This is a genomic window from Acidovorax sp. Root275, assembly GCF_001428965.1.
In the GTDB taxonomy this organism is placed as follows: domain Bacteria; phylum Pseudomonadota; class Gammaproteobacteria; order Burkholderiales; family Burkholderiaceae_C; genus Acidovorax; species Acidovorax radicis.
In genome coordinates this window covers 573,202-599,765 of record NZ_LMJH01000009.1, presented here as the reverse complement: position 1 = coordinate 599,765, position 26,564 = coordinate 573,202, and the positions used below count along the sequence as shown (strand labels likewise).

The following is a 26,564-nucleotide window of genomic DNA, read 5'->3' as shown; positions in this document are numbered from 1 at the left end:
CCCCACCATGAACCCCTCGACTGCCCTGCAAGCCACGTCCAACTTCTACGGCGGGCATCCGGCCCTGCGGCTGCTGCGCCTGGCGCTGGGTGCCACCGAGCGCCTGTGGCCCGCCCTGGCCGTGCGCGCGGCCTACCGCCTGTTTGGTACGCCGCTGCCCTTGCGCAAACCCGGCCACCAGGCGGCACCGGCCAGCGGCTGGCGCACCGAACGTTGGCCGTTCGAAGACGCAGAGATCACGCTGTACACCCCCAGCGCCCAGCCCCATGGTCCGGCGGTGTTGCTGCTGCACGGCTGGGGCGGGCATGCGCGCCAGATGCTGCCGCTGGCCGACGCACTGGCCGCGCGGGGCTTGCGCCCCGTGCTGGTGGACCTGCCCGCACACGGCGGCAGCCGGGGCCGTGTGAGCAACCTGCCGCAGTTTGCGCGCGCCATTGAATACACCACCGCGCGCCTGCATGCGCAGGACTCGGCGCCCCGCGCCGTGGTGGCCCATTCGCTGGCCGCCAATGCGGCCGCCCACGCAGCCAGCCGGGGCTTGGCCACCGGGCGGCTGGTGCTGCTGGCGCCGCCCGCATCGCCCCACGAATACACACGCCTGTTTGCGCAGGTGTTCGGCCTGTCCGAGCGCACGCGTGCCGCGATGCAGCGGCGCATCGAGGCCCGCGAGGGCATCCTGATGCGCCAGTTCGAGCCCCCGGCCGTGGGCCCACGCATCACCCTGCCCACCCTGGTCGTGCACGACCGGGGCGACCGCATCAACCGTTTTGCCGACGGTGAGGCCTACCGCGACCACATCCCGGGCGCCACGCTGCTCGCCACCGAGGGGCTGGGGCACCGCAAGATCCTGCAGCAGCCCGATGTGCTGCAGTCGGTGGTGGACTTCGTGGCGAGCCAGGGGGCTGTCAGCCCAGACCGCTGAGCGCTTGTGCCAGATCCGCGCGCAGGTCAGCGGCGTCTTCCAGCCCCACATGCAGGCGGACCAGGCGGCCCGCGTCGGGCAGCGTGGCCAGGTGGCGCAGGTCGTAGGGCACGGCGGGCAACACCAGGCTTTCGTACCCGCCCCAGCTCGTGCCCAGGCTGAAGAGCGCAAGCGCGTCGATGAACGCCGCAAATGCGGCTTCGCTGCATGGCGCCAGCTCGAAGGTGAACGGCCCCGCAGCGCCCGAAAACTGCGCGCGCCAAAGCGCGTGGCCCGGGTCGGAGGGGAGCGCCGGGAACAGCACGCGCCGGACCTGTGGCTGCTGTTGCAGCCACTGTGCCATCGCCAGAGCGGTCTGCTGGTGGCGTTCGAGCCGCACTGCCAGCGTGCGCAGGCCGCGCAGCGCCAGCCAGCACACATCGGGCGCCGCATGTGCGCCGCTGCGGTCGCAAAAGCGCCGGGTGCTGGCCAGGTCTGCGTGCGACCCCGTGATGAGCCCCAGCATGAGGTCGGAATGCCCGTTGATGTATTTGGTGGCCGAATGGATGGCGATATGCACGCCCAGGGCGTGGGCATCCAGGAACACCGGCGTGCCCCAGGTGGCGTCCACCGCCACCGGGATGTGGCGCTGGCGCGCCGCCGCGCACACGGCGCGCGCGTCCAGCATCTCCATGGTCAGCGACGCGGGGGTCTCGATGTAGACCAGGCTGGTGTTGTCCCGCAGGTAGGGCGTGATGTCGGCGCCTTCCGGAAAGTACTCGACGGTGGTGCCCTGCGGCACCAGCTCCTGGTCGCAGAAGATGCGCGTCGGCCCGTACACGCCCTGGTTCAGCAGCAGGTGGCGGCCCGGCCCGGCATGGGCGCTCAGCACGGCCACGATGGCCGCCAGCCCGCTGGCCGTGGCCAGGCAGGTTTCTGCGCCCGACAACGCGGCCATGCAGCGCTGCAGCTCAAACGTGGTGGAGGTGCCCGAGCGGCCGTAGCGCGGCGAATCGAACACGGTCTGGTGGTGCGCGTGTTTGTAGGCGGCCAGGGTGTCGAACACGACGGTCGAGGCCCGCACCAGCGGCGGGTTGATGGCCTGGACGGCGTGGGCCGTCTCGCGGCCCGCATGGACAAGGAAGGTGGTGGTGTGCATGGGCTGGGGGGGCGGGTTTTGGGGAGGTGTGGCGAGAAGGTGGTTTCATAATAGGACGGCATGTCAGCACCAGAACGCCAACAAACATCGCCAGAACGCCAAGACGCCGGCCTGTGGGCCACGCTGGCCAAAACGCACGCGGCGGGCACACGTTTGCCCGTGCACCAGCACCGCAGCGGCCAGCTGGTGTTTGCCACGCGGGGCGTGATGCTGGTGGAGACACCCCACGCGCGCTGGACCGTGCCGCCGCAGCGCGCGCTGTGGGTACCCCCGCACCACCCCCATGCGATCGAAGTGCTCTCTGCCACCGACCTGCGCACGGTGTACTGCCAGCCGGCGCTGGTGGCGCAGTGCGCATCGTTTGCGCGCCGGGACGAGGTGCACGCCGTGGTCGCGTCGCCGCTGATCCAGCAGCTGGTGCTGGGGCTCTTCAACGGCGGGTTCGACCACCCCACGCGGCAGCTGATGGTGTCCCTGCTGCTGCACACGCTGCAGCACACGCCCTGCCTGCCCACCCACCTGCCGATGCCTGCCAGCGAAGGGTTGCGGCGCGCGCTCGCGCTGTTGCTGCAGGCCCACCAGTGGCAGCTCCCGCTGCACGAACTCGCGGCCGAGGCCGCCATGTCCGACCGCACGTTCACCCGGCGCTTCACGGCGGAGGCGGGTCTGAGCTTTCGCGCCTGGCGCCAGCGTGCGCGCATCATTGCCTCGCTCGACCTGCTGGCCTCGGGCCGGCCGGTCAAGGCCATCGCGCACGCCCTGCAGTTCGAGAGCCCCGCCGCGTACATCGCCTCGTTCCGCGCGCTACTGGGCTGCACACCAAACACCTTCCGCCAGGGGCAGCACGACAACACGGCTGTGGCAGACGCGCACCCGTAGCCATGGCACGGGCGGGCCCCGCCATGGGGGCCGCCGGGGACCGGGGGCCTCCTCTATCATTCGCAGTCCGCAGCCCCGACGCTGCCAGCCCCCTCTCGACCCCCAGATTCTTCCGATGCATCTCCTCATGTCCGCCTGGCCTGCCCTGGCCCTGCTGCTGCCCGCCCTGGTGCTGGTGTCGGCCATCTACTTCCTGGCCAAGGGCGACCGCAGGGCGTTTGCGCAACTGCTGGCCCTGCTGGCCTGCCTGGTCATCGGCGCGTTGCTGATGGAGTTCTTCATCTTCATGGCGGCGCGCATGGCGCGCTCGGGCAGCGCGGCGGCCATGCCGGTGCTGGGCACGGGCACACGCCAGCTGCTGGAGACCATGGCCAACCCGCGCTCCATCGCCGCACCCCCGCTGTCGCTGGCCGCGGTGGCGGCCTACAGCGTGCTGGCGGCGTACCTGTGGGTGCTGATCACCTGGGGGCTGCACCTGCGCGGCAAACCGGCGGGTGGCGCCAGGAAGAAGCCCGCCAAGGGCGCGCGCAAGCCAGCACGCTCGTAGAGCGCCATACTTTTCGGTTTTTTTAGGCCCTGGCGCTTATCCCACATCATTTTTTTGCTATTCAATTAATAGCATTCAGGCATGGTGCCTTGATACAGGGCAAATCGCCGCGCCGGGTGCCCGCCCACAATGGCAGGCCCCACCCCACCGTTGCAGGGTGGGTGCCGGGCGGTTTCGCCCGGTCTTCCTGCCATGACCTCCTCCTCACACAGCGACGTCCTCATCGTCGGCGCGGGCCCTGCGGGCCTGTCGCTGGCCATTTCCCTGGCGCAGGCCGGGTTCACCGCCACCGTGGTCGAACAGCAGCCCGAGGCCGCGCTGGCCCACCCCGCGCCCGATGGCCGGGAGATCGCCCTCACCCACCCCAGCGTGGCCACGCTGCAGCGGCTGGGCACCTGGGCGGGCCTGGCAACGGACGAGGTGGGCACCATCCGCGAAGCGCAGGTGCACGACGGCCCGTTGGGCCAGCGCAGCGCCCTGCAGCTGGGCACGCAAGGCACGGGGCTCCCGGCCCTGGGCTTCATCGTGCCCAACCACGCACTGCGCCGCACGGCCTATGCCGTGGCGGCACGCACCCCGGGTGTGCGCATCGTGACCGGCGCCCAGGTGGTGCGCGTGGCCACGCAGTCCACCCACGCCGAGCTGGAGTACCTGCCACATGCGCCCGTCGGTGCGCCCGCCGGTGGCCCTGCGGCACCGCCGCAGCGTCTGCAGGCCCCACTGCTGGTGGCGGCGGACAGCCGCTTCTCGGCCACGCGGCGGCAGTTGGGCATTGGCGCACGCATGACGGACTTTGGCCGCACCGTGATCGTCTGCCGCATGCGCCATGCCCAGCCGCACGGTGACGTGGCGCACGAGTGTTTTGGCTACGAACGCACGCTGGCGGTGCTGCCCTTGCCGGATGACCCCCAAGAGGGGCATGCACTGTGCTCGGTGGTGGTCACGGCAGGCACCGCCGATGCAGCAGCGCTGATGGCCCAGAGCCCGCAGGCCTTCGCAGCCACGGTGCAGGCCCAGCTGGGCGACCGCCTGGGGCCTTTGCAGCTGGAAGGCGAGCGCCACGCGTACCCGCTGGTGGCCGTGTATGCGCAGCGCTTTGCAGACCACCGCTGCGCGTTGCTGGGCGATGCCGCCGTGGGCATGCACCCTGTGACGGCGCATGGCTACAACCTGGGTCTGGCCGGTGTGGAGCGCCTGACAGCCGCCGTGGTGGCAGCCCGCAGCCAGGGCCACGACATCGGCAATACCGAAACCCTGGCCACCTATGCGCGGGCGCACCACCGCCACGCCTGGCCGATGTACGAGGGCACCAATGCCATCGTGCGGCTGTATACCGACACGCGCCCCGTGCCGCGCCTGCTGCGGCAGCTGGTGCTGCAGGGCGCGCAGCGGCTGCCGCCGCTGCAGGCCGCCATCGTGGGGCAGCTCACGGGCCAGGCGCCACGATGGATGCGAGCACTGGCGCCCAGGCAGTAACACAAGCTTTGCAACCGGCGCGCCCAGCGCCAGCGCCACCGCGGAACTGGCTTTGCCCGCCCACCGGTGGCGTCCCCCTCAGGGGGAGCCATCTCCCACGCCCAAGGTGACCAAGCCGTACAGCGGCGCGCCCAGCCACGGCCACCACAGCGTTTCCAGCACCACACCCGGCCAGCCATAACATTCCGACACGCTCTGCTGGCGCAGCAGCGCCAGGCGCGGGTGCGCGGCGGTCAGCTCGTCCATGTTGCCCACGCCCCAGTGGAACTCCGCCCCCGTGGGGCCCACGCTCGCGTGCTGCGCGGCATGGCCCACGGCCCGGTATGTCATCACATCGAGCACCAGGCGCGAGCCTGCCGGCGCACACTGCGCAAACTCGCGCAGCACAGCCTGCACTTGCGCGGGCTGAAAGTACATGAGCACCCCTTCGCAGACGATGAACACTGGCTGCACACCCGCGCCATCGCCCTGCGGGAGCCCCAGCCGCTGCCACCAGCCGGGCTGGGTGAGGTCCACCGTGGCCTGGCGCGTGCGCGGGCAGCGCACCGGCAGCAGCTGCCCGCGCAGGTCCATGACCTCGGGCAGATCGGCATCCAGCCACTGGTTGGCGCCCGTATCGAGCCACTGGAAGTGGTGCGACAGGCCACAGCCCAGGTTCACACCACGGGCCTGCGGGTGCGCGAGGAAAAAGCTGCGACCCGCGTCCTTGATGGCGCGCGTGCGCCACAGCACGTTCAGCACCGTGGGCAGGTCGTCCAGGCACGATTCCACGTCGGCACCCAGGCGGTCCACCAGGCTGGTGGCCACCGCGTCGTCACAGGCCAGCCAGGGAAAGTAGCGGCTCCCCCGCGCGCGCGCCGCCAGCGGGATCAGCAAGGTGCTGGGCACGGCCTGCAGACGCGCGCGCTGCAGCAGGCAGGGGGTAGCGGAGTCAGAGGCGGCGGCGCCACCCCCCACATCCACAGGTTTGCGCCGCGCCGGGGCGGCGGGTGTACGGGCACGGCGTCGGGTTGGGGGCGGATGCGGCTGCAAGGTCCTCTCCTCCTGTGGCCACCGGGTGCCACGGCTGGTTGTTGTGCGACAGGGCCCACCAGAACACAGGCCTGCGCCATTGTGAACGGGTTGGGGGGGTGGTGCGGCGGATGGGCTGGGTGCGTGAAGGGACACCTTCACGCCATCCAGCGCTGCCGCTGTGTCAACGCTCCATGATCTGCGCAAATGCAAGGGGCCGCCAGGGCCTGGATGTGATGTTCTTGATGGAACGCAAGGGCGTGACTACACTGCGGCCCTTCACCACCTGGGTACCGCTTCACCGTACTGCCCGTGTCACTCGGTACAAGTGACAAACGGGCATGTTCGGCAGAGGTGCCCCATGAATCCAAACCTATCGGCCTGGCTGCTTGTCGCAGCCAGCGTCATTGCAAAAGTTGTCGGAACGGTCGCGCTCAAGTGCTCCGATGGCTTTTCCAGACCCCTCCCATCCGGCATGGCCGCTGCGTGCTACGCGCTCGCCATCTGGCTCATGGCGGTGGCCATGCGCCAACTGGACATGGGCATCACCTATGCGGTCTGGGCCGCAAGCGGCACGGCGGCCACGGCCATCGTGGGGATTGCACTGTTTGGCGAGCCAGTGGACACCACCAAGGCACTGGGCCTGGTTTGCGTGGTGGGAGGCGTTGTGATGCTCCACCTTGGAAACCCTCAGTGATGGCTCCTGGTGTTGATCACCGCCCACACCAAGGCCACCCCGGCCGACAGCAGGTCGCCCGTGAATGAACTGTCATCGGCATCGCTGGTGCCGGTAAACGCCCGCTTTTGCCGCTCACGCTCGGCGCGCGTGCGGTCGCGCTCCAGGGCCACCAGCGCGTCGCCGATGTCCACCGGGCTGGAGGGCATGGCGCGCGGACTGCTGGCTTTGGCATAGCCCTCCATGGCGCGCACCACGGCCTCGGGGTCGATCAGCGAGAACGCGGCCCGGCAGTAGGGGCAGGCGTGGTCCTTGCGGATGTCCACAGGGGCACCGCAGCTGGTGCAATAGATGGCGCCCACGCGCTTGGCCAAGTCGTCGATCTCGGGCCGCGTCATGTGGCGCACAAAGCCTTTTTCGACCATGAAGGAGGAGAACGTGCTGAAGCGGCCGTGCTGGCGCCCGCAACGGTAGATCATGTAGCGGCCGCTGCGCACCACATCAAACCCTTTTTCCAGCGGCTTCACGCAGCGCGGGCAGGCCATGCGGTCGCTCAGGGGCTGGTGATGGTCAATGCGGTGCTCGTGCAGCAGGCGGAACAATTCGACCACCGACGCGGGGGTGAGCTTGAGGTTTTCGTGCCGGTCAAACCACAGGCCTTGGCAGGCAAAGCAGATGTCCAGCTCCAGCGCCCCTCCCAGGTTGCTGGCGAACTGGTGTACTTCCATCGGCTGGCGGCAAGACGGGCAGGACGGTGCGGATGTCATGGGTGGTCGATAAAAAGAGGCCGGCGGCTCAGCGGTGGCCGGTGCCGCAGATGCTAACCGCCCTGCCCGGCCATCGGCAGCCAGCGCGGGCACGGTGGCCAGGGACCGGTCGGCATCAAAATCAGGGTAAACCCGCATTTCGGCATGCTCGCTTGCTACGATCAGCGTCTTTGCAGACAGTGGGCAGTGCAATGAGGCACCCCGCGCACCGGGCGCAGCCGTTTCTCCGCACCTGTTTGCCGATCCCCCCACGGAGCACGTTCATGACTTTGGCCGATCGGGTGTTGTACCCGGACTTTCTCTCCCGCACCATGTCCGCCGATGAAGCGGCCGCCCTGATCCCCGCCGGTGCCCATGTGGGCATGAGCGGCTTTACCGGCGCGGGCTACCCCAAGGCGGTGCCGGGCGCGCTGGCCCGCCGCATCGAGAGCCTGAACGCGCAGGGCCATGGCTTCAAGATCGGCCTGTGGACGGGCGCCAGCACCGCGCCTGAGCTGGACGGCGCGCTGGCCCAGGTGGACGGCATCGAGATGCGCCTGCCCTACCAGTCCGATCCCACCGTGCGCCGCCAGATCAATGCGGGGCAGATGCAGTATGTGGACATCCACCTGTCGCATGTGGCGCAGTTCGTGTGGTTTGGCTTCCTGGGCAAGCTCGACGTGGCCGTGGTCGAGGTGGCGGGCGTGTTGCCCGACGGGCGGCTGATTCCCTCGTCCTCGGTGGGCAACAACAAGACCTGGTTGGACCAGGCCGACAAGGTGATTCTGGAAGTGAATGCCTGGCACAACCCGGGGCTCGAAGGCATGCACGACATCTACTACGGCACCGACGTGCCGCCACACCGCAAGCCCATTCCGATGACGCGGCCCGACGAGCGCATTGGCGAGCCCTACCTGCGCTGCGACCCGTCCAAGGTGATCGCGGTGGTGGTGACGAACCAGCCCGACCGCAACTCGGTCTACGCCGCACCCGACGACACCTCGAACCGCATCGCGGGCCACATCATCGAGTTCCTGCAGCACGAGGTGAAGAAGGGTCGGCTGCCCCGGGACCTGCTGCCGCTGCAGTCGGGCGTGGGCAACATCGCCAACGCGGTGCTGGCGGGGCTGAACCACGGGCCGTTCGAGAACCTCACGGCCTACACCGAGGTGCTGCAGGACGGCATGCTGGACATGCTGCGCTCGGGCACGCTCGCCAGTGCCTCGGCCACCGCCCTGTCGCTGAGCCCGGCGGCGATGCAGGACTTCAACGAGCGCATCGACTTCTACAAGCAGCGCATCGTGCTGCGCCCGCAGGAGATCAGCAACCACCCCGAGCTGATCCGCCGCATGGGCCTGATCGCGATGAACGGCATGATCGAGGCCGACATCTACGGCAACGTGAACTCCACCCACATCATGGGCTCGGCCATCATGAACGGCATCGGCGGCTCGGGCGACTTTGCGCGCAACGCCTACCTGTCGATCTTCATGACACCGTCGCTGGCCAAGAACGGCAGCATCTCGTGCATCGTGCCCATGGCCTCGCATGTGGACCACACCGAGCACGATGTGCAGATCCTCGTCACCGAACAGGGCCTGGCCGACCTGCGCGGCCACTCGCCCACGCAGCGGGCCGAGCTCATCATCGACCGCTGCGCCCACCCCGACTTCCGCCCTGCCCTGCACGAATACGTGGCCCGCGCCAAGCGGGGCGCCCTGGGCCAGCACACACCCCACCTGCTGGGCGAGGCGCTGTCGTGGCATCAGCGGTATGTGGAGACCGGCAACATGCGGCAAGCCCCTTCCACCTGAACACCGGGCACCCGCACCGGAGGGCGCGCCGATTCCCTGGCCCGGGACAGGGACAGGGACAGGGACTACAGCGGGTTGCCACAGATCTCCGGCTAAAATAAGGGTTAACCCTAGGTCGCTCGACCCCTTCACCCCCAGTTTTCCCTCCAACACCAGCCCCGTAGGGGCTGGTTGTGTTTTTTTGTCTGCGAGTTTTCTTCACCATGCAACGCCGTCAGTTCACCCAATCCCTTGTCGCCGCCAGCACCGGCCTGCTGCTTGCCACGTCGTCGCGCGCCGTGGGCGTGCAAGACCCCATGGACGCCAAGAGCGTGACCATCGGCTGCTCCATCGGACTGACCGGCGCGCTCGCCAGCCTGGGCAAGGAGCTCAAGCAGGGGCTGGATGCGGGCATCGCCCACGCCAATGCACGCAACATCCATGGCCGCGAGATCAAGCTGCTGGCGCTGGACGACGGCTACGACGCCGCCCGCTCCGAAGACAACGCGCGCAAGCTGATTGCCGACGCCAACGTGGTCTCGCTGATCTCGTGCATGGGCACGGCCAACAACCAGCGCATCCTGCCGCTGGTGGACGAAGCGCAGATCCCTTACGTGGCACCACAAAGCGGCGCCACCTCGCTGCGCAAGGCCGAGTACCGCTCGGTGTTCCACGTGCGCGCCAGCTACACCGATGAAGCCCAGCGCCTGGCGCAAAAGCTGGTGTCCATGGGCATCACCGACCTGGCCATCGTGTACCAGGACACAGCGTTTGGCCGCGAGTTTCTGGCCGACGTGAACAAGGCCATGGCAGCGGCCAAGCAGCCCACGCCCAAGGCTTTCAAGCTTGACGCCCAGGGCGCGCAGGTGGCCGACGTGGTGGGCAAGGCCGTGGCCGCCAAGCCCAATGCCGTGCTGCTGGGCACGGCAGGCGACATCACCGCCACGCTGGTCAATGAGTTCAAGAAAGTCTCGCCCAGCACGCCGCTGGCCGCTACCAGCGTGGCCCTGTCGGGCGACAACCTGCGCCAACTGGGTGGCAAGGCATCGGGCATTGCGCTGTCGATGGTGCTGCCCGACGCAGGCCGCACCAGCGTGGCCGTGGTGCGCGACTACCAGAAAGCCATGCGGGCGCTGGGGTTCCAGGAATTCTCGGCCCGCAGCTTTGAAGGCTACGTGAATGCCCGCGTGCTGACCGAGGGCCTGGACCGCGCGGGCCGCGACCTGACACGCGCCAAGCTGCGCACCGCGCTGGCCGGCATCCGCAGCAACGACCTGGGTGGCCTGTCCATCGACTATGCCGGCGGCGCACCCTATGTGGGCTCGCGCTTCCTGGATCTGGGCGTGATGGGTGCCAACGGCAAACTCGTCGGGTAACCTCCGAGGCGCCCCCAAGGGGGATGCCTCAGGTGGCCTGGCGAAGCCAGTTCCACGGTGGCGCTGGGCCGGACGGCGTCGGTAACAGCGGCGCAGACGCTATGGGCACAATGGGTGGTTTCTTCCCACTGCTGACCGAAGCCACCATGCCCATCTGGAAAAAGCCTGTCGACCTGGCTCGACTCAACGCCGACCACCACAACACCGCTGCCTCGCACCTGGGCATCGAGATCATCGAGCTGGGTGACGACTTCCTGCGCGGCCGCGTGCCGGTGGACCAGCGCACCAAACAACCGTTCGGGCTGCTGCATGGCGGCGTGAGCGTGGTGCTGGCGGAGTCGCTGGGCTCGGTGGGCGCCTACTACGCCAGCCCCGAGGGGCACAACGCCGTGGGCCTGGACATCAACGCCAACCACCTGCGCTCTGCCACCAGCGGCTGGGTAACGGCCACCGCGCGGCCCATCCACATCGGGCGCACCACGCATGTGTGGCACATCGACATGGTCAACGAGGCAGGCGAGTTGACCTGCGTGTCACGGCTGACCATGGCGATCCTCGCACCGAGGTAGGGTGCATCCCCCTGAGGCGCTGCGCGCCTTCCCCCTTCTCTTGAATCGCTGCGCGATTCGGTAATGGGGACGCAGCCCTCTCCGCGGGGCGGCCCTTGCTCGGTTGCCCTGGCTTGGGCAGCGCCAGTTGCAAAGGCAAGGGTCAGATTACTAGCAAAATCACCCTCTAGCGCTTACTGGACAAGCGCAATAAGCTATCTATTCAGTAGCATTCTGCTGCGCCAGGCGCTCGCTTTTCCAGTACACGTCATCGCCGCCATCCATGCGGTTGAGTACGCGGGCCAGCACGAACATCAGGTCGGACAGGCGGTTGAGGTATTGCCGGGGCGCGTCGTGGATGGGTTCCGCATTGCCCAGCGCCACCACCACACGCTCTGCGCGGCGCGCCACCGTGCGGCAGACATGGGCCTGCGCGGCGGCACGGGTGCCCGCGGGCAGGATGAATTCCTGCAGGCGCGGCAACGCGGCGTTGTGGTGGGCCAGGGCTTCGTCCAGTGCCAGCACCGCTTCCGGCTTGAGCAGTTCAAAGCCGGGAATCGACAGCTCGCCCCCCAGGTTGAACAGCTGGTGCTGCACCTCGACGAGCAGGTTGCGCACATCGTCCGGCAAGCGCTCGCACAGCAGCAGGCCGATGTGGGAATTGAGTTCATCCACATCCCCGAGGGCGTGGATGCGCAGGTTGTCTTTGGAGACCCGTTCGTTGTTGCCCAGGCCGGTGGTGCCGGCGTCGCCGGTGCGCGTGGCGATCTGTGTGAGTCGGTTGCCCATGGGTGCCTTGGTCGGTGGAGAGTGCGGGGAGGAGCGCTGCGAACAAGGGCAGCTTCCCTGATTTTCCGCTACCACGCGGCGGCCGTCCCACCGTCGGCGCGCGGACCCTCGCTTGTCCATGAAAAAACCCCTTGCACACGCGATGCAAGGGGCGCTGCTGCGCCATGGCGCAGTGGACGGGTCCCTCAGTTGCCTGGCGCTGCGTCAGTGGGTGGCCGTCGTGCGGTTGAGCTTGTCGACGTCTGCGGTGGAGACACCTGCGTTGGAAGGCTTCATGTTGTTCCACGCATTGGCGTGGTAGGTGTCCCATTCCTGGCGCGACACGGTGCCATCGCCGTTGGAATCCATCAGGCGTGCATTGGTGCGTGTGTCTGCCTTGGCGGCAGCCTTGCCACCGGAAGCACTGGGGTTGATTTCGGCCACCGGGGCACCACGGCCATCGCCCTTGGCGGGGTCGGCGGGCGCGGCCGTGCTCTGGCTGGCACGCTGGTCGACCTTGTTTTGGGCATTGCTCGCAGCAGCGCCACCAGAAGCTGAAGGGCTCACTTCAGAGGGCGGGCGCGCTGTGTTGCCAGCCGGCGCCTGGGCGAGGGCGGCAGTGCAGGCCAGGGCAACGAGGGCGGCAACAACGGTTTGCTTTTTCATGGAAGGCTCCTTGGGATAAACAATGAACAACATCCATCCAGCGGAGGATGCAGAAGGCCATTGTTTTGAGGGAAGCAACCCGGGCCGTGTAGGACATGCCCCGGCATGCCAGTCATCCAGCAAGCCCCATCAGCGGCCACAACTTTTTGGTACATCGGCGCAAGGTTGCGACACAAAAGGGCTGCGGGTGGTTACACCACGCTGGCAAATGTTGGCCCGGGCAACAGCAGGCAAGAGTGCTGGCCTTGGCAGGCGTGCTGCGGTGCAATGAAACCCTGTTCAACTTCGAAGGAGCTTAGCTTCCATGAAAGCACTGCAACGACGCACCTATTCGTTCGACACGCGCAGCGTGATGCTTTTCGCCGCCATCTCCCTGGGCGGTGCGGGCGCATTGCAAGCACAGACCACTTCGGCTTCGCCCCAGCCCGCCCCCGCCAGCAGGACAGCGCCCCAGGCGGACTCCAAATATTCGTATGGCCCTGGCACCGGCAACCCTTCCATGGCGGCCACCACGGCATTCAACCGCGCCGACGCCGACAAGGATGGCAAGCTGACCGAGAAGGAAGCAGCCCAGCTGCCCGCCATCAGCCAGCGTTTCAAGGAACTGGATGTCGACCAGAGCGGATCGCTGTCGCCCGCAGAATTCGAGAAGGGTCTGCTGTCCTGAGCATTTTGAGTGGGGACCCCTGGCCTGGCATTGGTGCCAGCCTTTGGGTGACCTCTGTGGTGTAGCGGGCCATTGGGGCCTGCGAGCCCGCCTGCCCTGGAGCTTTCCAGTCCGCAGGCGAGCTTTTGAACGTTGAACGCGCAGGGCTCCGTTTTCAGTCGTGCAGCGACGACAGAAACTGCTGCAGCTCCGCCGTTTGGGGATTGCCAAACAGTTCGGCCGGCGTACCGGTTTCATGCACGCGGCCCTGGTGCATGAAGATCACGCGGTCGCTCACCTTCCGGGCGAAGGCCATTTCGTGTGTGACCATCATCAGCGTCATGCCTTCGAGGGCCAGGGACTCCACCACGCGCAGCACCTCACCCACCAGCTCAGGGTCCAGCGCCGAGGTGATCTCATCGCACAGCAGCACCTGGGGCTCCATGGCCAGGGCGCGCGCTATGGCCACGCGCTGCTGTTGCCCACCTGAAAGCTGGTCGGGCATGGCGTCAAACTTTTCGGCCAGGCCCACGCGGTCGAGCAGCTTGCGCGCCTGCGCTGCGGCCGTGGCGGCATCGCGCGACTTCACCAGCGTGGGGGCCAGCATGATGTTGCGGCCCACCGAAAGGTGCGGAAACAGGTTGAAGCTCTGAAAAATCATGCCCACCTGCTGGCGCAGCTCACGCATGGCCGTGGGGCTGTCGTGCATGAGCCTTTTGCCGTTGACGCTGAGGGCGCCCTCCTGAAAAACCTCCAGCCCGTTCACGCAGCGCAGCAGCGTGCTCTTGCCCGAGCCGCTTTTGCCGATGATGGCGATCACCTCGCCCTTTTGCACTTTGAGGTCGATGCCCTTGAGCACCTCATTCGTGCCATAGGACTTGCGCAGGGCCGTGATGTCCACGATGGGCGGTGTGCCCACCACGATGCCGTCGTGGGCGGGAGCCGGGGTTGTATCAACTGCGGTTGCCATGGAGTTTCCTTTCAAGGGACTGCGCCACCAGACTCACCGGGAAGCACAAAACAAAGTACAGCAGGGCTACGCAGGCGTAGACCAGAAAGGGCTGGTAGGTGGCGTTGGAGATCATGCTGCCGGCCTTGGTCAGCTCGACAAAACCGATCACCGACGCCAGCGCCGTGCCCTTGATCACCTGCACCAGAAAGCCCACCGTGGGCGGCACCGCAATGCGCAGTGCCTGCGGCAGCACCACGTGGCGCAGTTGCTCGCCAAAGTTCAGGGCCAGGCTCTGCGCCGCCTCCCACTGGCCCTTGGGGATGGAAGCCACGCAGCCGCGCCAGATCTCCGTGAGGTAGGCGCTGGTGTAGAGCGTGAGCGCCACGGCAGCGGCCGTCCACGGCGAGGTCTTGATGCCAAAGAGCGCAATGCCGAAGTACGCGAGGAACAGCTGCATGAGCAGCGGCGTGCCCTGGAACACCTGCACATAGGCACCGATCAAGCGCTCGGTGCCCCGCACTTTGGACAGGCGCAGCACCAGCAGCAGCAAGCCCACCAGGCCGCCGCCGATGAAGGCGATGAGCGAGAGAGATACCGTCCAGCGCGCGGCCATCAGCAGGTTGCGCAGGATGTCCCACAGAGAAAATTCCACCATGGCTTATCTCCCCACCAAGAATCGGGCGCCCACCCAGATGAGCAGGCGGCGGGTCAGCATCGACAACGCCAGGTACACCAGCGTGGCCAGGATGAAAGCCTCGAACGCACGGAAGGTGTTGCTGGAGATCAGGTTGGCGGCGTAGCTCAGCTCGGGCGTGGAGATCTGGCCACACACGGCCGAGCCCAGCATCACGATGATGATCTGGCTCACCATGGCCGGCCACACCTTGAGCAGCGCGGGTGGCAGCACCACGCGCCGGAAGGTCTGGCCTGGCGTGAGTGCCAGGCTCTGCGCGGCCTCGATCTGGCCACGGGGCGTAGCCTCGATGCCGGCGCGGATGATCTCGGCCGAATACGCGCCCAGGTTGATCACCATGGCCAGCACGGAGGCCACCTCGGGCGAAAGCTTGAGCCCCAGCGCCGGCAGGCCGAAGAACAGGAAAAACAGCTGCACGATGAAGGGTGTGTTGCGCACCAGCTCCACATACGCGGCCACGGCCCAGCGCAGCGGCAGCGCACGCGGCCCCAGGTTGCGGGCGCGCGCCCAGGCACAGGCCGTGCCCAGCAGCAGTCCGAGTACGGTGCCCACGATGGTGAGCCCAATGGTCCAGACCACGCCGCGCACCAGCAGCGGCCAGGAGGACAGCACGGCAGAAAAATCAAGCGCAATCAGCATGGTGCGGGTGCCCCGTGGCGCTTGTCGCGCCACGGGCCTGTTCGGTTCGTTCAGCGAAGGGCGAAGAAGGCGATCACAGGGGCAGATCGCCTGCCGGGCGGCCGAGCCACTTGCTGGACATCTTGTCGATGTCGCCGGCCTTGCGGGCTTCGGCAATGATTTCGTTCACCTTGAGGCGCAGCTTGTCCTCGCCCTTGGCCACGCCAATGAAGTTGGGGCTGTCCTTGAGCAGCAGCTTGTATTCGGTCTGCAGGTTGGGGTTCTTGACCATGATGGTGCCGGCCGTGGAGGCGCTGGTGGCAATGGCCTGCGTCTGGCCCGACACGAAGGCCGAGATGCTGGCCGCGTGGTCTTCAAAACGCTTCACGTCCACGCCCGCGGGCGCGACCTTCGCCAGTTCCTGGTCCTCCATGGCGCCACGGGTCACGGCCACCGACTTGCCCGTGAGGTCGGCAAAACTCTTGATGTTCAGGCTCTTGCTGGCAAACACAGCCTGGAAGAACGGCGCGTAGGCCGCAGTGAAGTCGATGACCTTCTCGCGCTCGGGGTTCTTGCCCAGCGTGGAGATCACGAGGTCGGCCTTCTGCGTCTGCAGGTAGGGGATGCGGTTGGCGCTGGTCACGGGAATCAGCTCGACTTTCACGCCCAGCTTGGTGGCGATGTAGTTGGCCATCTCGACATCCAGGCCCTGGGGCTTGAGGTCGGTGCCGACAAAGCCGTAGGGCGGATAGTCGGTGGGGATGGCGATCTTGATTTCCTTGGCCTTGAGGATGTTGTCCAGCGCGTTCTGCGCGTGGGCGGCAGGGGCCATCAGCGCGGCCGACAGGCCCGTGGCGGCGAGCACGCCCAGTGTCAGGCGGCGGGTCGAGGAAACAAAGGCACGGGGGGCGGTCATAGCAGGGCTCCTAGGTAGGTGGATGCGTCGGCGGGTGCTGCGTCCTGGTCGGACGCTTTCGGGGTAGAACTCTTGGACGCAGCGCGGGGCTTGCGTTGCCGGGGCTGCGCGGTGGTGTCCGCTGCGGCGGTGCTCTTGCGCACCGGGGCCAGCGCATCGCGCAGCCCGGCCAGCGGGTCGGTGCTGGCCTGCAGGCGCAGCGCGGATTGCACCGAGCCAATGTGTTCGGACATGAGCGCCTCGGCATGGGCGATGTCGCCCGCCTCCAGCGCCTCGACGATGCGCACGTGGTCGGCGCAGGACTGCGCCGCGTCGTGCGACGACTGGTAGAGCATGGCGATCAGCGTGGTGCGCGCCGTGAAGTCGCGCAGCGTATCGGCCAGCAGGCTGTTGCCCAGGCACTCGGCTAGGCACACGTGGAAGTCGCCCAGCAGGAAACTGCGCACGCCCACGTCGCTGCCTGCGAGCGCCGCCTTCTCGCGCTGCAGGTGGGCTTTGAGCTGGCGCACGGCGCCTTTGTCCACCGTCTTGAGCTGGTGCAGCAGGCCGAGCTCGATCACGCGGCGGGCCTCGAAGGCCTCGCGTGCCTCGTCTTCGGAAGGCTCGATCACATACCAGCCACGACGCGCGCTCACGGTGACGATGCCACGCGTGGACAGCCGCGTGAGCGCCTCGCGCACGATGGTGCGGCTGCAGTCGAACAGCATCGCCAGTTGCTGCTCGCCCAGGCGGGAGCCGGGCGCGAGCTTTTGCGCCATCACGGCTTCGATGATGCGGTTGCTGATCTCGGTGGCGGTGGTCATTGCCGTCCATCGACTGCAGGTTCCGTGCCAACTGGTATACAAGATGGATGCACCAGTGTGGCGCACCACCCTGCAGCGGCCTCCGTCAGGATCAGCGGACTTCAGTTTCCCTGCTCAAAGAATGCCCTGCCACAGGTTGAATCTCACAGGTTCGCTATGGATTTCGCAGCGCGATGCAGTGTTGAAATGTTGCACCCAGGGTGTGTCGCCGCCATACCGCGCCCACCCGGGGTCGCCCTGGCGTGCAAAACTCGCCCAGCTTTGGTGCATGGCCTGCGCCAAATTGGCAGGCGGTGCGACCCCTGTGAACTCTTGCCCCTGCGTGGTGTGGAGGTTGCCAAACACAAACGGCAACTCGACCGCATGCGCCGCGCCCAATCGCCCCTGCCACTGGGGAGACGCCCAGCCAAACTCATAGCGGTGGGCGCTTTGGGCCCATTCGCTGGCCAGCGCCGCGATGCGCTGTGCGGGCACGCGGTAGTAGAAATCAGACTGCAAGGCCGACAGCAGCTCGCCCGGTGTCTGCTGGGCAGGCGGCAGCAGCGCCCAACAGGCGTGAACCGCCTCCGTGGACAAGCCAGCATCCTGCGCAAAAGCCAGCGCCTGTACCTCGGTCACGCGGTCGATGGCACCGCCGGGCACGTGGTACAGGCGCATCTCGTCCACATTGCTGCCCACCAGCACCTGCAGGTCCGGTGGTTGGGCCATCCATTGCTGGCGTATCGCCTGCAGCGGCGGCGCAGCCAGCACTTGCCCATCCACCACAGGGCGGAGCGGAAAGAAGTTGCGGCCCCCGATGCCATGCCGAACCCGCAGCGAAGGATCGGCTGCCAGCCTGTGGACGGCATGAAGCACCGAGCCGATGGGGGCCGAGGCCATTGCCGTGCGGCTCGGCGCCACGCCCACCAATGAAGCCACTGCGCGGCGTATGGCGGCGGCTTCGTCCAGCGTTTGGCAGGCCACGCTCGGGCTTTGCAGGATGACCCTCTGGAACAAGCCGCGCGAAGCTGGCATGCCCAGCAGGCACGCCAGCGCACCCGCGCCCGCCGACTGGCCGAATACCGTGACCTGCGCCGGGTCGCCACCCCAAGCGTGGATATGGTCCTGCACCCATTGCAGCGCAGCGATCTGGTCCAGCAAACCCCGGTTGGCGGGGGCACCGTCGTCCTCGCCCTCGAAGTGCATGAACCCATCCATGCCCAGCCGGTACTGCAGCGACACAAACACCAGCCCTTGCCGGGCGAACGAAGCGCCGTCGTACAGCGGCTCGCTCGCCGACCCGCGAAAGAAGCCGCCGCCGTGCACCCACACCAACACCGGCAGGCCCGCACCCGACTTCGAAGACGGCGCCCACACGTTGACGGCCAGGCAGTCCTCGCCACCCAACATGGGCGCATCGGCCCTTGCGGTGCGGGCCAGTTGGGGGGCCACCGGGGCAAACGTGCAAGCATCGCGCACCCCGGACCACGGCAGCACGGGCACCGGCGCCGCAAAACGCAAGGGCCCGGCCGGGGCCAGCGCATAGGGCACACCCCGAAACACGCGCACACCCGCATCCCACACACCACGCAGGCGCCCGCCGTGGGGCAGCGTGACGAGCGGGGCCTCTGCGGACCCGTTCATTCCGTGGCCAGGCCCAGCTTGTCGATCAGGGGGCGCCACACCGCCGCATCGCGCGAGGCCCAGGTGCGCACGTCACCCGGCACGGAGGCTGTAAGCGTGACGTTCATGGCTTCCAGTCGCGATTTGTACTGCGCATCGCCCCGGCACTTTTCCGTGACGGCGTTGAGCCTGGTCAGCAGCTCGGGTGGCGTGCCGGCCTTGGCCACCACCGCAATCCACGCGGGCCGCGCCAGGTCGGCAGCAGAGGGCAACGCCTCGGCAATGGTGGGCACATCCGGCAGCAGCGGCGAGCGCTGCGCGCCAAACAGCGCCAGCGGCACCAGCTTGCCCGCCTTGACCTGGGCTGCGGCCGTGCCAATGACCAGGGTCATCGCATGGATCTGCTGCCCCATCAGCGCCGTGAGGCCCGCGCCTTCGCCCACAAAGGGCACATGGGTGCCAGCCACGCCCAGGCGCTCGATGAGCGCTGAAGTCAGCAGGTGCGCCGGGCTGCCCTTGCCCGGCGACCCAAAGTTGACGCCACCCGGCGTGGCGCGCGCGAGTTTTTGCAGATCGGCCAGGCTGGCGATGCCCTGCCCCGCAGGCACGGCCAGCACCAACGGCGACGTGCCCAGCACGGCCACTCCATCGAAGTCGCGCAGCGGGTCGTACGGCGGCTGCTTGTACACATACGGCGTGATCGTCATCTGCGACATGCCGATGCTCAGCAGGTTGTAGCCATCGGCGGGCTGGCCCTTGAGATAGTTGATTGCCAGGACGCCGTTGGCCCCCGGCTTGTTTTGCACCACCACCGCTTGGCCCAATTCACGTGCGGCGCAGTCGGCCCACACGCGGGTCATGGCGTCCGAGCCACTGCCAGGCGGCTGCTGCGCAATGAGCTGGATCGGCTTGGCAGGGTAGGCGCCCGGCTGGGCCAGTGCGGCGCCTGCCAACAGCACGAGGGCGGCCAGCAGCGGGATGTGCGGTGCGCGGGGGAAGGAAAAGGCCATGGTGTTTTGTCTCCTGGGGTTTTTTGGTGGCAATGGGACGGCGTTGCGCAGGGGCGCGCCGATGCGGCGGGAGCCAGGGCCTAGCGGCGGCGCGCTTGCGCCTTGGCGGATGCGGCGCTGGAGGCTGCAGCTTCGCAGCGGGTGGCGATCAGGTCGGCCAGGCAGGCCAGCTGGGCCTGTTGTGCAGCGTCCGGCGTGCTCTGCTGCGCAGGTGCAAAAAGCTGCAACATCCCCAGCCCGCGCAGCGACGACAGCACCAGGCCCAGCAGGCCATCGCGATTGGCATCGGTGGCCAGTTCGGGAAAGGCCGTGAAGAACCCGTCGCGCATGCGCGCCTGCACGCTCTGGCGCAGCTCGGCAATGTGGCCCAGCACCTCCGGCTGGTTGCGGCAGCCCAGATAGATGTTCCACGCCACGATGAAGCGCGGCTGCGCATAGACCAAGCCCCAAACGGCCTGCACGAAACGGGTGGCCCTCTCGCGGGACGCGAGTGCGCTGTCGGGCCAGAGTGCGCCCGACAACACGCTGGACTCGATCAGCTCGCTGAGCACATTCATCATCAGCACCGCCTTGGACTCGAAGTGGTGCTGCACCGCTCCTGACGTCATGCCTGCGGACTTGGCCAGCTCATGGATGGACATCTCCTCCAGGCTGCGGTTCTGGATCACATCGATGGCCGTGGCGATCAGGTGCTGGCGGGTGGCAGCGCTGCGCTCGGCATGCGTGCGGCGCACCCCGGCCTTGGGGGAAACACGGTGGTTCATGGCATCGTCACAATATACATTTCAAACGTAATGTATTTAAGCAAACATCCGCGAACAAGCCCGTGAATACCCGCACCACGGCGCCCAATGCCAGCACGCCTTGCGCACCCGCGGGGTCCGGCCTAGCTTGCACCTGCCTGACCACGCCCATGGCGCCACGCAAAGGCCGGTGGTATTCTTTTTGACCACCCTGGAGACAACCCATGAACGCCCCCACCACCACAGCCCACCTCCTGCCTGAAATCAACCTGCGCGAAGTGCCCCAGGCCCTTATCGAAGCGCTGCAGACCCGCTTTGGTGCGCGGTGTTCGCTGGCCCAGGCCGTGCGCGAGCAGCATGGCCGGGACGAGGGCTCTTTCCAGGCGCCACCTCCCTCGGCGGTGGTGTTTGCCGAGAGCACCCAGGACGTGGCCGACGCCGTGAAGCTGGCCAGCCAGTACGAGGTGCCGGTGATTCCCTACGGCGCGGGTTCGTCGCTCGAGGGCCACCTGCTGGCCGTGCAGGGCGGCATCAGCATTGACGTGAGCCGCATGAACCAGGTGTTGAGCATCAATGCCGAAGACCTCACCGTGACCGTGCAGCCCGGCATCACGCGCAAGGCATTGAACGATGCGATCAAGGACACGGGCCTGTTCTTTCCCATCGACCCCGGCGCCGACGCCAGCATTGGCGGCATGAGCGCCACGCGCGCCAGCGGCACCAACGCCGTGCGCTACGGCACCATGCGCGAGAACGTGCTGGCGCTGCAAGTGGTCACCGCCAGCGGCGAAGTCATCCACACCGGCACCCGCGCCAAAAAGAGCAGCGCGGGCTACGACCTCACGCGCCTGCTGGTGGGCAGCGAGGGCACGCTGGGCATCATGACCGAGATCACCGTTCGCCTGTACCCGCTGCCCGAAGCCGTGAGCGCCGCGATCTGCTCGTTCCCGAGCATCGAGGCCGCCGTGCACACCGTGATCCAGACCATCCAGCTCGGTGTGCCCATCGCGCGCGTGGAACTCATCGACCACCACACGGTGCGCATGGTCAACGCGCACAGCAAGCTCACCCTGCGCGAGGAACCCATGCTGCTCATGGAATTCCACGGCTCGCCATCGAGCGTGAAGGAACAGGCAGAGACCGTGCAAGACATCGCCACCGAGTTTGGCGGCAATGCCTTCGAATGGGCCAGCACGCCCGAAGAGCGCACCCGTCTGTGGACCGCGCGGCACAACGCCTACTTTGCCGCAGTGCAAAGCCGCCCCGGCTGCCGCGCCATCAGCACCGACACCTGCGTGCCTATCAGCCGCCTGGCCGACTGCCTGCTCGACTCGGTGCAGGAGGCCGAGGACAGCGGCATCCCTTACTTCCTGGTGGGCCATGTGGGCGACGGCAACTTCCACTTTGGCTACCTGCTCGACCCCAACATCCCGGAAGAACGCGTGACCGCGGAAGACCTGAACCACAAGCTGGTGGCCCGCGCGCTGAGCATGGGCGGCACCTGCACGGGCGAGCACGGCGTGGGCTTGCACAAGATGGGCTTCCTGCTCGATGAAACCGGGGCTGGCGCGGTGGACATGATGCGCGCCATCAAGCGGGCGCTGGACCCGAAGAACATCCTGAATCCGGGGAAGATTTTTGCGCTGTGAGCGAGGTGCTGCGGCGCGCTGTTTGCTCATGTGCCTGCAAGCTTCTTCGCAATCACAGCCCATTGATACAGCGTGGATTTGAAGCTTTTTTGGCCTCTGGCGCTTGTCTGTTATGCGCTATAAGCTCTTATTTTTATAGCAATTTGTTGGCGTTGCGCTTTCATCGTACCGCCCACCTTCTCACATGACCCACCAAGCCCCAGCTGAACAAATACCTCCCGAAATAGCCCGCTATCTCCAAGGCCCGGCGTCCGAAGCAAAGCAGTTCGACTTCCTCATAGGCGACTGGAACGTCGAGGCGTCCCGATACAAGGAGGATGGCACTCCTGCGTTCAACTACCGGGCTTTGTGGAGTGCAAAGCCACTGAATGAGGGTCGGATGATCATGGACGACTTCCAGGCGCTGGGTCCGACGGGTGTGCCTGTGTCCTCATTCGTCACTCTGCGCACGTATTCTGAGATCACCAAGCGTTGGGAGATCGTTGGCCTTCAAGCGCTTCAACCGGCCGTGCCGACCGAGTGGCATGGGACCTCCAAGGACGGTGAAATGCTCCTCGACGCCATCGCCACCCTGCCGAACGGCCACCGTGTGCACACGAAAATTCGCTTCTTCGAGATTGCGCCTGACTCCTTTGCCTGGGAGAGCTCCATGACCGTTGATCAGGGCAATACATGGCGCAAAACGGCGTCCCTCAAGGCGACGCGCAAGACCTGAGGCCGAGGATGTTGATCGAGGGGCGTCTTCCAGCAACCCTCCAGCTCAAGCGCTAGAGCCATTGATTCTTCGTGTCTTCCCTGCGGGAGTGATGTGTCTGACGCTCGGCCTTCGCGCGCAGGGCGGCTCGGGGATTTCCGGCGCTTCGTTCCTAGCAGGCATCTGGAATGCCTGAAGTGTCACGGGGCACGTGCGCAGCAAAATCATCCCTAAAACAATCGCTAGTCCGAACATGCTTCTTGTGGTCCGCACTGGGTGGAGCAGGCGGCCCTGTGGCGCTGATCACATTCTTGCGGCGCGCAAGTCTCGGCGTCCCGCGCCTCCTAGAATGAAGCAATGATCAAATACTCCTTCCCCGCTGCGCCGGTGACTTACCGCCCCCCCGCAAACACCCCCGCAGTCCTGGCCGGTGAGTTGATCGAGTACCAGGCATGCCCGTTGTGTGAGAGCAAAGCCTTTCGGCCACTGCGCAGTGCGGACTGTTCCCACCACCCTCGCTACAGCCAAGAACTCTCTCGCACCATGCATTGGAGCCAATGCACGGCGTGCCAGCATGTTTTTCGGAGCGGCTACTACACCGAAGCAGCACTGAATATCGTTTTCCGTGGCACCAATGAATCCCAGGTGGTGGGCTATGACCTGGAACGGCAGCGCTATGTGTCTGCGCAGATGGTCGAGAAGGTGCTGTCCTACCAGACCGGAGGCACGTGGCTGGACGTGGGGTTTGGGAATGCATCACTTCTGTTCACCGCGCAGGAGTACGGCTTCGATCCCGTGGGCCTGGACCTGCGTCCGCAATCGGTGGAAGAGTTGCGCAGATGGGGTGTCACAGCCCATTGCCAGGATGTCACGGGGTTTGAGCTGCCGCACCCCGCCAGTGTGATCAGCATGGCGGATGTGCTGGAGCACATGCCGTTTCCCAAGGTCGGCCTGCATGCCGCCCACCGGCTGTTGCAACCGGGCGGCGTGCTGCTGATCTCCATGCCCAACCTGGGCTCCTTTGTCTGGAAAGCATTGGATGCCAACAATGCGAACCCGTACTGGGGTGAGATTGAGCACTATCACAACTTTGACCGTGATCGCCTGTACGCATTGCTGGCCGAATGTGGCTTCAGGCCCGTGCGCTATGGCATCAGCCAACGCTACCGCGTGTGCATGGAAGTGATTGCCGTGAAAGTCCAGGTAGATGGGGCACCCGACGCACCACAACAGTTGCCATGATCCACGGCAGTCCTGGCTAAAGATCAAGGCCTGCGGTGCGGTAATGTGCCTCTCCCAGGGCCTTGGCCTGCACCACCTTGGCGGGTGGTGGGCAGCGCCCAGGGGCCTCCTCAGGGTCATCACGTTGGACAACTTTCGGGCAGCGGTATGGGGCTCGTCCACACTGCACCCTGTCAGAAATCGCATGTTGTCTCGCTGAAACCTCCAAGCTTCAAAAGCCCATGCAGAACGTCAGCCCCACGGAACACCCACTTCAGGTCGCCCTCGTCGCCGAACACCAGCATGCATCGCTGGTGGACCTGCTGTGCGAACTGCACGCCTTCTACAACGAAGGCGCCACGCCCGCTCGGCAGGTGGTGATGGAGCATCTCCGCCAGAACCTCCTGGCGCCCGGCTCCTCCCAGCGTTTGCTGGTGGCTTCGCGCGGCGATGGGGTGGTAGTGGGCTTTGCTGCGTTCTCGCTGGTGTATTCGCTGGTCGAGTTTGCCGAAGACCAGCGCAGGCAATGCCAGTTGAAAGAGCTGTATGTGAGTTCGGCCGAGAGAAGCCAAGGGGCTGGCCGGGCGCTCATGTCCGGGCTCGCCCGATATGCCTTTGACCACGGCTGCCGCCGAATCGACTGGCCTGTGAAAGCTTCAAACGCCAGGGGAATCCTGTTCTACGAAAGCCTGGGTGCCGAACGGGTGGCCGAACGGCTCAGCTACCGGCTGACTGAGCCCGCACTCGGCCGGCTGGCCCAGGACAGCGGATGTGCCGGTGTACGACCCGCATCGAACTGAAAACCGGAGACCTGCACCTTGTTTCGATCTTTTGTCCTCTTGCTCTCCCTGCTGGGCAGCGCCGCCTTCGGCGGGTTGCTGCTGGTATCGCTGCTGCAACCCACCTGGATTGAACGCGGTGCGCGCGAGCTGATCCGTCAGCACATCGAGCACAAGACCGGCGAGAAGCTCAGAGCCCTGGACGAACGCTTCCTGAGCGCGCAGGCACGGGTCTTCTTGCGCGGCAAGGAACAGGAGATCGACGCCGCGCGCAAAGCGCTGTCTGCGGGATTGCCCGCCCGGGTCGCCACCATTGCGGCCGAAATGGGGATTCCGGCCTGCGAATGCCGCAAACGTCACCAGCAGCGGCTCGAGTTGCAGATCGGCACCGCGCAGCAAATGCAGTCACAGCTCGATGGACTGATCCGCAGCGCCTACATGGACACAGCCGAGAAGCTACTGCGCGAATTGCGCATCTTCAGCGGCGCCAACGCCCTGGCATTCGCCCTGCTGGGCCTGGCTGCATGGCGGCGACCCCACGGCGCAGCTGGGGCATCGCTGGTGCCGGCCACCGCCACACTCCTCGTGGCAACGCTGGCGAGCAGCGCTGTCTACCTCTGGGGCCAGAACTGGCTGCAGACCATCGTGTTCGGCAGCTATGTGGGCTGGGCCCAGCTGGCTTACATCGCGCTGGTGTATGCGTGGCTGTGCGATCTCTTGTTCAACCGGGCGCGCATCAGCCTGCACCTGTGCCAGGGCAGCCTGAGCGGCGCTGTGTCACCTTGCTGAAGGCCTGCCCCTCCTGCGGATCTCTCCCGTCTCCGCATCCGTCGCCGGTGGGCGCTGACTCGGCAGCAAATCTGGGTGGCAACCCCCTTTCTCCTGCGCTTGTGCAGACCACCACAGTTCGAAACGCGGCCATGGCGAGGCTTGCCCGGCAGCACGGCCGTCGTAGCCGGGAGCGCAGGCTCCCGTCAGGTGTGCACTAACCGTGAATCTGCGGGAGCCTGATTGCGGTCATGCATGCCGTAGTCGCGCACCACGGCGGCAACGCGCAGGCGGTAGTTGTCGAAGATCCGCTCGCGGCCGGCTTTCTGCGTGGCGCGGTGGGCTTCCATCTGGCGCCATTGCGCCACTGCCTCCTCGTCACGCCAGAACGAAAGCGACAGCAGTTGGCCGGGAGCACTGAGGCTCTCGAACCGTTCGATGGAGATAAACCCGTCGATCTGCTCCAGCAAAGGCCGCAACGCAGCGGCAGCGCCCAGATAAGCGTCCTGCTGGCCCGGAGCGGGCTGTACCTCGAAAATGACAGCGATCATGCCCTGAGCTCCAACGGGTGTGCGGGCAGGCCCAGCGTGCCTTCCACGCCCTGCGTGAACGTGCGCTCCTCGCGCAGGATGAAGCGCTTTTCCTGCGCCATGGCGAAGTTGGCACGGCCTTCGGGGTCGGAGCGCAGGCGGGCGCGGTAGGCCTCGTAAGCAGCCAGCGACTCAAAGCCGATGAGCCCCCAGGCCTCGTAGTTGCTGCCCTCATGCGGCAGAAAATAGCCGATCAGATGGCCCCCGCAGCGCGGGATGATCTGGCCCCAGCGGCGCGCGTATTCGGCAAACAGCTCGCGCTGGAAGGGGTCGATGTCGTAACGGATAAAGCAGGTGATCATGGTGGGTCGCGCAGTTGCTTTGTGAGTAAGG

General features: G+C 66.5%; 29 protein-coding genes. 14 read left to right on the top strand and 15 right to left on the bottom strand.

All coding sequences use genetic code 11. The features are described from left to right. Positions 1 to 7 precede the first annotated feature (7 nt). The gene (locus ASE52_RS17795; protein ID WP_010465222.1) at positions 8 to 922 is read left to right on the top strand and encodes an alpha/beta hydrolase; all 915 of its coding nucleotides are present in this window, start codon (positions 8 to 10) and stop codon (positions 920 to 922) included. Here ASE52_RS17795 and ASE52_RS17790 read toward each other — a convergent pair. Further along, entirely contained in the window at positions 906 to 2,060 is a 1,155-nt protein-coding gene (locus tag ASE52_RS17790) for a PLP-dependent aspartate aminotransferase family protein (protein WP_057227987.1), read from the bottom strand. The genes ASE52_RS17795 and ASE52_RS17790 overlap by 17 nt on opposite strands. 60 nt (positions 2,061 to 2,120) lie before the next feature. Here ASE52_RS17790 and ASE52_RS17785 point away from each other — a divergent pair, with 60 nt between their 5' ends. From ASE52_RS17785 to ubiM, 3 genes are all read left to right on the top strand, one after another. Continuing rightward, positions 2,121 to 2,939, top strand: a complete 819-nt coding sequence (locus ASE52_RS17785) for a helix-turn-helix transcriptional regulator (protein WP_010465220.1) — start codon at positions 2,121 to 2,123, stop codon at positions 2,937 to 2,939. Between the two features lie 127 nt (positions 2,940 to 3,066). Next, positions 3,067 to 3,486, top strand: a complete 420-nt coding sequence (locus ASE52_RS17780; RefSeq protein ID WP_082606922.1) for a hypothetical protein — start codon at positions 3,067 to 3,069, stop codon at positions 3,484 to 3,486. A gap of 192 nt (positions 3,487 to 3,678) precedes the next feature. Next, complete coding sequence (ubiM, locus tag ASE52_RS17775; protein ID WP_057227983.1) at positions 3,679 to 4,962, top strand: 5-demethoxyubiquinol-8 5-hydroxylase UbiM; 1,284 nt, start codon at positions 3,679 to 3,681, stop codon at positions 4,960 to 4,962. A gap of 78 nt (positions 4,963 to 5,040) precedes the next feature. On the opposite strand, the gene ASE52_RS17770 is transcribed toward ubiM, so the two are convergent. Further along, on the bottom strand, positions 5,041 to 5,994 hold the full coding sequence (locus ASE52_RS17770) for a class I SAM-dependent methyltransferase (RefSeq protein WP_241777041.1): 954 nt from the start codon (positions 5,992 to 5,994) through the stop codon (positions 5,041 to 5,043). A 340-nt stretch (positions 5,995 to 6,334) separates the two neighbouring features. Between ASE52_RS17770 and ASE52_RS17765 the strand changes: the two genes are divergently transcribed. Further along, on the top strand, positions 6,335 to 6,670 hold the full coding sequence (locus ASE52_RS17765; RefSeq protein WP_057227978.1) for a multidrug efflux SMR transporter: 336 nt from the start codon (positions 6,335 to 6,337) through the stop codon (positions 6,668 to 6,670). Here the strand turns inward: ASE52_RS17765 and ASE52_RS17760 are convergent. Then, positions 6,664 to 7,416, bottom strand: coding sequence for a zf-TFIIB domain-containing protein (locus tag ASE52_RS17760; RefSeq protein ID WP_057227976.1), 753 nt, complete (start codon positions 7,414 to 7,416; stop codon positions 6,664 to 6,666). The genes ASE52_RS17765 and ASE52_RS17760 overlap by 7 nt on opposite strands. 263 nt (positions 7,417 to 7,679) lie before the next feature. On the opposite strand from ASE52_RS17760, the gene ASE52_RS17755 reads away from it, so the two are divergent. The 3 genes from ASE52_RS17755 (at position 7,680) to ASE52_RS17745 (ending at position 11,133) form a co-directional block, all read left to right on the top strand. Then, positions 7,680 to 9,209: an acetyl-CoA hydrolase/transferase family protein gene (locus ASE52_RS17755; protein WP_057227974.1), complete on the top strand. Its 1,530-nt coding sequence runs from the start codon at positions 7,680 to 7,682 to the stop codon at positions 9,207 to 9,209. A gap of 203 nt (positions 9,210 to 9,412) precedes the next feature. Beyond that, on the top strand, positions 9,413 to 10,564 hold the full coding sequence (locus tag ASE52_RS17750; RefSeq protein WP_010465208.1) for an ABC transporter substrate-binding protein: 1,152 nt from the start codon (positions 9,413 to 9,415) through the stop codon (positions 10,562 to 10,564). 146 nt (positions 10,565 to 10,710) lie between these two features. Further along, positions 10,711 to 11,133, top strand: coding sequence for a hotdog fold thioesterase (locus ASE52_RS17745; protein ID WP_010465207.1), 423 nt, complete (start codon positions 10,711 to 10,713; stop codon positions 11,131 to 11,133). 198 nt (positions 11,134 to 11,331) lie between these two features. On the opposite strand, the gene ASE52_RS17740 is transcribed toward ASE52_RS17745, so the two are convergent. Both ASE52_RS17740 and ASE52_RS17735 read right to left on the bottom strand, forming a co-directional pair. Then, positions 11,332 to 11,901, bottom strand: a complete 570-nt coding sequence (locus ASE52_RS17740) for a cob(I)yrinic acid a,c-diamide adenosyltransferase (RefSeq protein WP_010465205.1) — start codon at positions 11,899 to 11,901, stop codon at positions 11,332 to 11,334. Between the two features lie 204 nt (positions 11,902 to 12,105). Further along, a complete protein-coding gene (locus ASE52_RS17735) occupies positions 12,106 to 12,546 on the bottom strand; it encodes a hypothetical protein (RefSeq protein ID WP_010465203.1) in 441 nt (146 codons plus the stop codon). 304 nt (positions 12,547 to 12,850) lie between these two features. Here ASE52_RS17735 and ASE52_RS17730 point away from each other — a divergent pair, with 304 nt between their 5' ends. Next, positions 12,851 to 13,213 (top strand): calcium-binding protein, encoded by a 363-nt coding sequence (locus ASE52_RS17730; RefSeq protein ID WP_010465201.1) that lies wholly within the window; start codon positions 12,851 to 12,853, stop codon positions 13,211 to 13,213. Between the two features lie 154 nt (positions 13,214 to 13,367). Here ASE52_RS17730 and ASE52_RS17725 read toward each other — a convergent pair whose 3' ends face one another. From ASE52_RS17725 to ASE52_RS17690, 8 genes are all read right to left on the bottom strand, one after another. Continuing rightward, positions 13,368 to 14,162, bottom strand: a complete 795-nt coding sequence (locus ASE52_RS17725) for an amino acid ABC transporter ATP-binding protein (RefSeq protein WP_057227972.1) — start codon at positions 14,160 to 14,162, stop codon at positions 13,368 to 13,370. Next, positions 14,146 to 14,799, bottom strand: a complete 654-nt coding sequence (locus ASE52_RS17720; RefSeq protein WP_057227970.1) for an amino acid ABC transporter permease — start codon at positions 14,797 to 14,799, stop codon at positions 14,146 to 14,148. The genes ASE52_RS17725 and ASE52_RS17720 overlap by 17 nt, the downstream gene beginning before the upstream one ends. Before the next feature lie 3 nt (positions 14,800 to 14,802). Then, entirely contained in the window at positions 14,803 to 15,477 is a 675-nt protein-coding gene (locus tag ASE52_RS17715; protein ID WP_057228544.1) for an amino acid ABC transporter permease, read from the bottom strand. 73 nt (positions 15,478 to 15,550) lie between these two features. After that, on the bottom strand, positions 15,551 to 16,372 hold the full coding sequence (locus tag ASE52_RS17710) for a transporter substrate-binding domain-containing protein (protein ID WP_010465194.1): 822 nt from the start codon (positions 16,370 to 16,372) through the stop codon (positions 15,551 to 15,553). After that, entirely contained in the window at positions 16,369 to 17,175 is an 807-nt protein-coding gene (locus ASE52_RS17705) for a GntR family transcriptional regulator (protein ID WP_010465192.1), read from the bottom strand. Before ASE52_RS17705 ends, ASE52_RS17710 begins: the two co-directional genes overlap by 4 nt. Before the next feature lie 114 nt (positions 17,176 to 17,289). Then, positions 17,290 to 18,798: a carboxylesterase family protein gene (locus ASE52_RS17700; RefSeq protein WP_057227968.1), complete on the bottom strand. Its 1,509-nt coding sequence runs from the start codon at positions 18,796 to 18,798 to the stop codon at positions 17,290 to 17,292. Further along, complete coding sequence (locus ASE52_RS17695; protein ID WP_057227966.1) at positions 18,795 to 19,787, bottom strand: tripartite tricarboxylate transporter substrate binding protein; 993 nt, start codon at positions 19,785 to 19,787, stop codon at positions 18,795 to 18,797. Before ASE52_RS17695 ends, ASE52_RS17700 begins: the two co-directional genes overlap by 4 nt. Positions 19,788 to 19,867: 80 nt before the next feature. After that, complete coding sequence (locus tag ASE52_RS17690) at positions 19,868 to 20,551, bottom strand: TetR family transcriptional regulator (protein ID WP_057227964.1); 684 nt, start codon at positions 20,549 to 20,551, stop codon at positions 19,868 to 19,870. A 203-nt stretch (positions 20,552 to 20,754) separates the two neighbouring features. Between ASE52_RS17690 and ASE52_RS17685 the strand changes: the two genes are divergently transcribed. The 5 genes from ASE52_RS17685 (at position 20,755) to ASE52_RS17665 (ending at position 25,662) form a co-directional block, all read left to right on the top strand. Next, positions 20,755 to 22,179 (top strand): FAD-linked oxidase C-terminal domain-containing protein, encoded by a 1,425-nt coding sequence (locus ASE52_RS17685; protein ID WP_057227962.1) that lies wholly within the window; start codon positions 20,755 to 20,757, stop codon positions 22,177 to 22,179. Between the two features lie 184 nt (positions 22,180 to 22,363). Continuing rightward, positions 22,364 to 22,894 carry a hypothetical protein gene (locus ASE52_RS17680; protein ID WP_057227960.1) on the top strand — a complete coding sequence of 177 codons (531 nt, stop codon included), beginning with the start codon at positions 22,364 to 22,366 and terminating at the stop codon, positions 22,892 to 22,894. A 522-nt stretch (positions 22,895 to 23,416) separates the two neighbouring features. Beyond that, the gene (locus tag ASE52_RS17675) at positions 23,417 to 24,115 is read left to right on the top strand and encodes a class I SAM-dependent methyltransferase (RefSeq protein WP_057227958.1); all 699 of its coding nucleotides are present in this window, start codon (positions 23,417 to 23,419) and stop codon (positions 24,113 to 24,115) included. A gap of 221 nt (positions 24,116 to 24,336) precedes the next feature. Further along, positions 24,337 to 24,894, top strand: coding sequence for a GNAT family N-acetyltransferase (locus tag ASE52_RS17670; protein WP_057227956.1), 558 nt, complete (start codon positions 24,337 to 24,339; stop codon positions 24,892 to 24,894). 18 nt (positions 24,895 to 24,912) lie between these two features. Then, on the top strand, positions 24,913 to 25,662 hold the full coding sequence (locus tag ASE52_RS17665; RefSeq protein WP_057227954.1) for a hypothetical protein: 750 nt from the start codon (positions 24,913 to 24,915) through the stop codon (positions 25,660 to 25,662). A gap of 185 nt (positions 25,663 to 25,847) precedes the next feature. Here ASE52_RS17665 and ASE52_RS17660 read toward each other — a convergent pair whose 3' ends face one another. Next, positions 25,848 to 26,192 (bottom strand): antibiotic biosynthesis monooxygenase, encoded by a 345-nt coding sequence (locus ASE52_RS17660; protein ID WP_057227952.1) that lies wholly within the window; start codon positions 26,190 to 26,192, stop codon positions 25,848 to 25,850. Further along, complete coding sequence (locus ASE52_RS17655) at positions 26,189 to 26,533, bottom strand: NIPSNAP family protein (protein WP_057227950.1); 345 nt, start codon at positions 26,531 to 26,533, stop codon at positions 26,189 to 26,191. The genes ASE52_RS17660 and ASE52_RS17655 overlap by 4 nt, the downstream gene beginning before the upstream one ends. Positions 26,534 to 26,564: the final 31 nt, after the last annotated feature.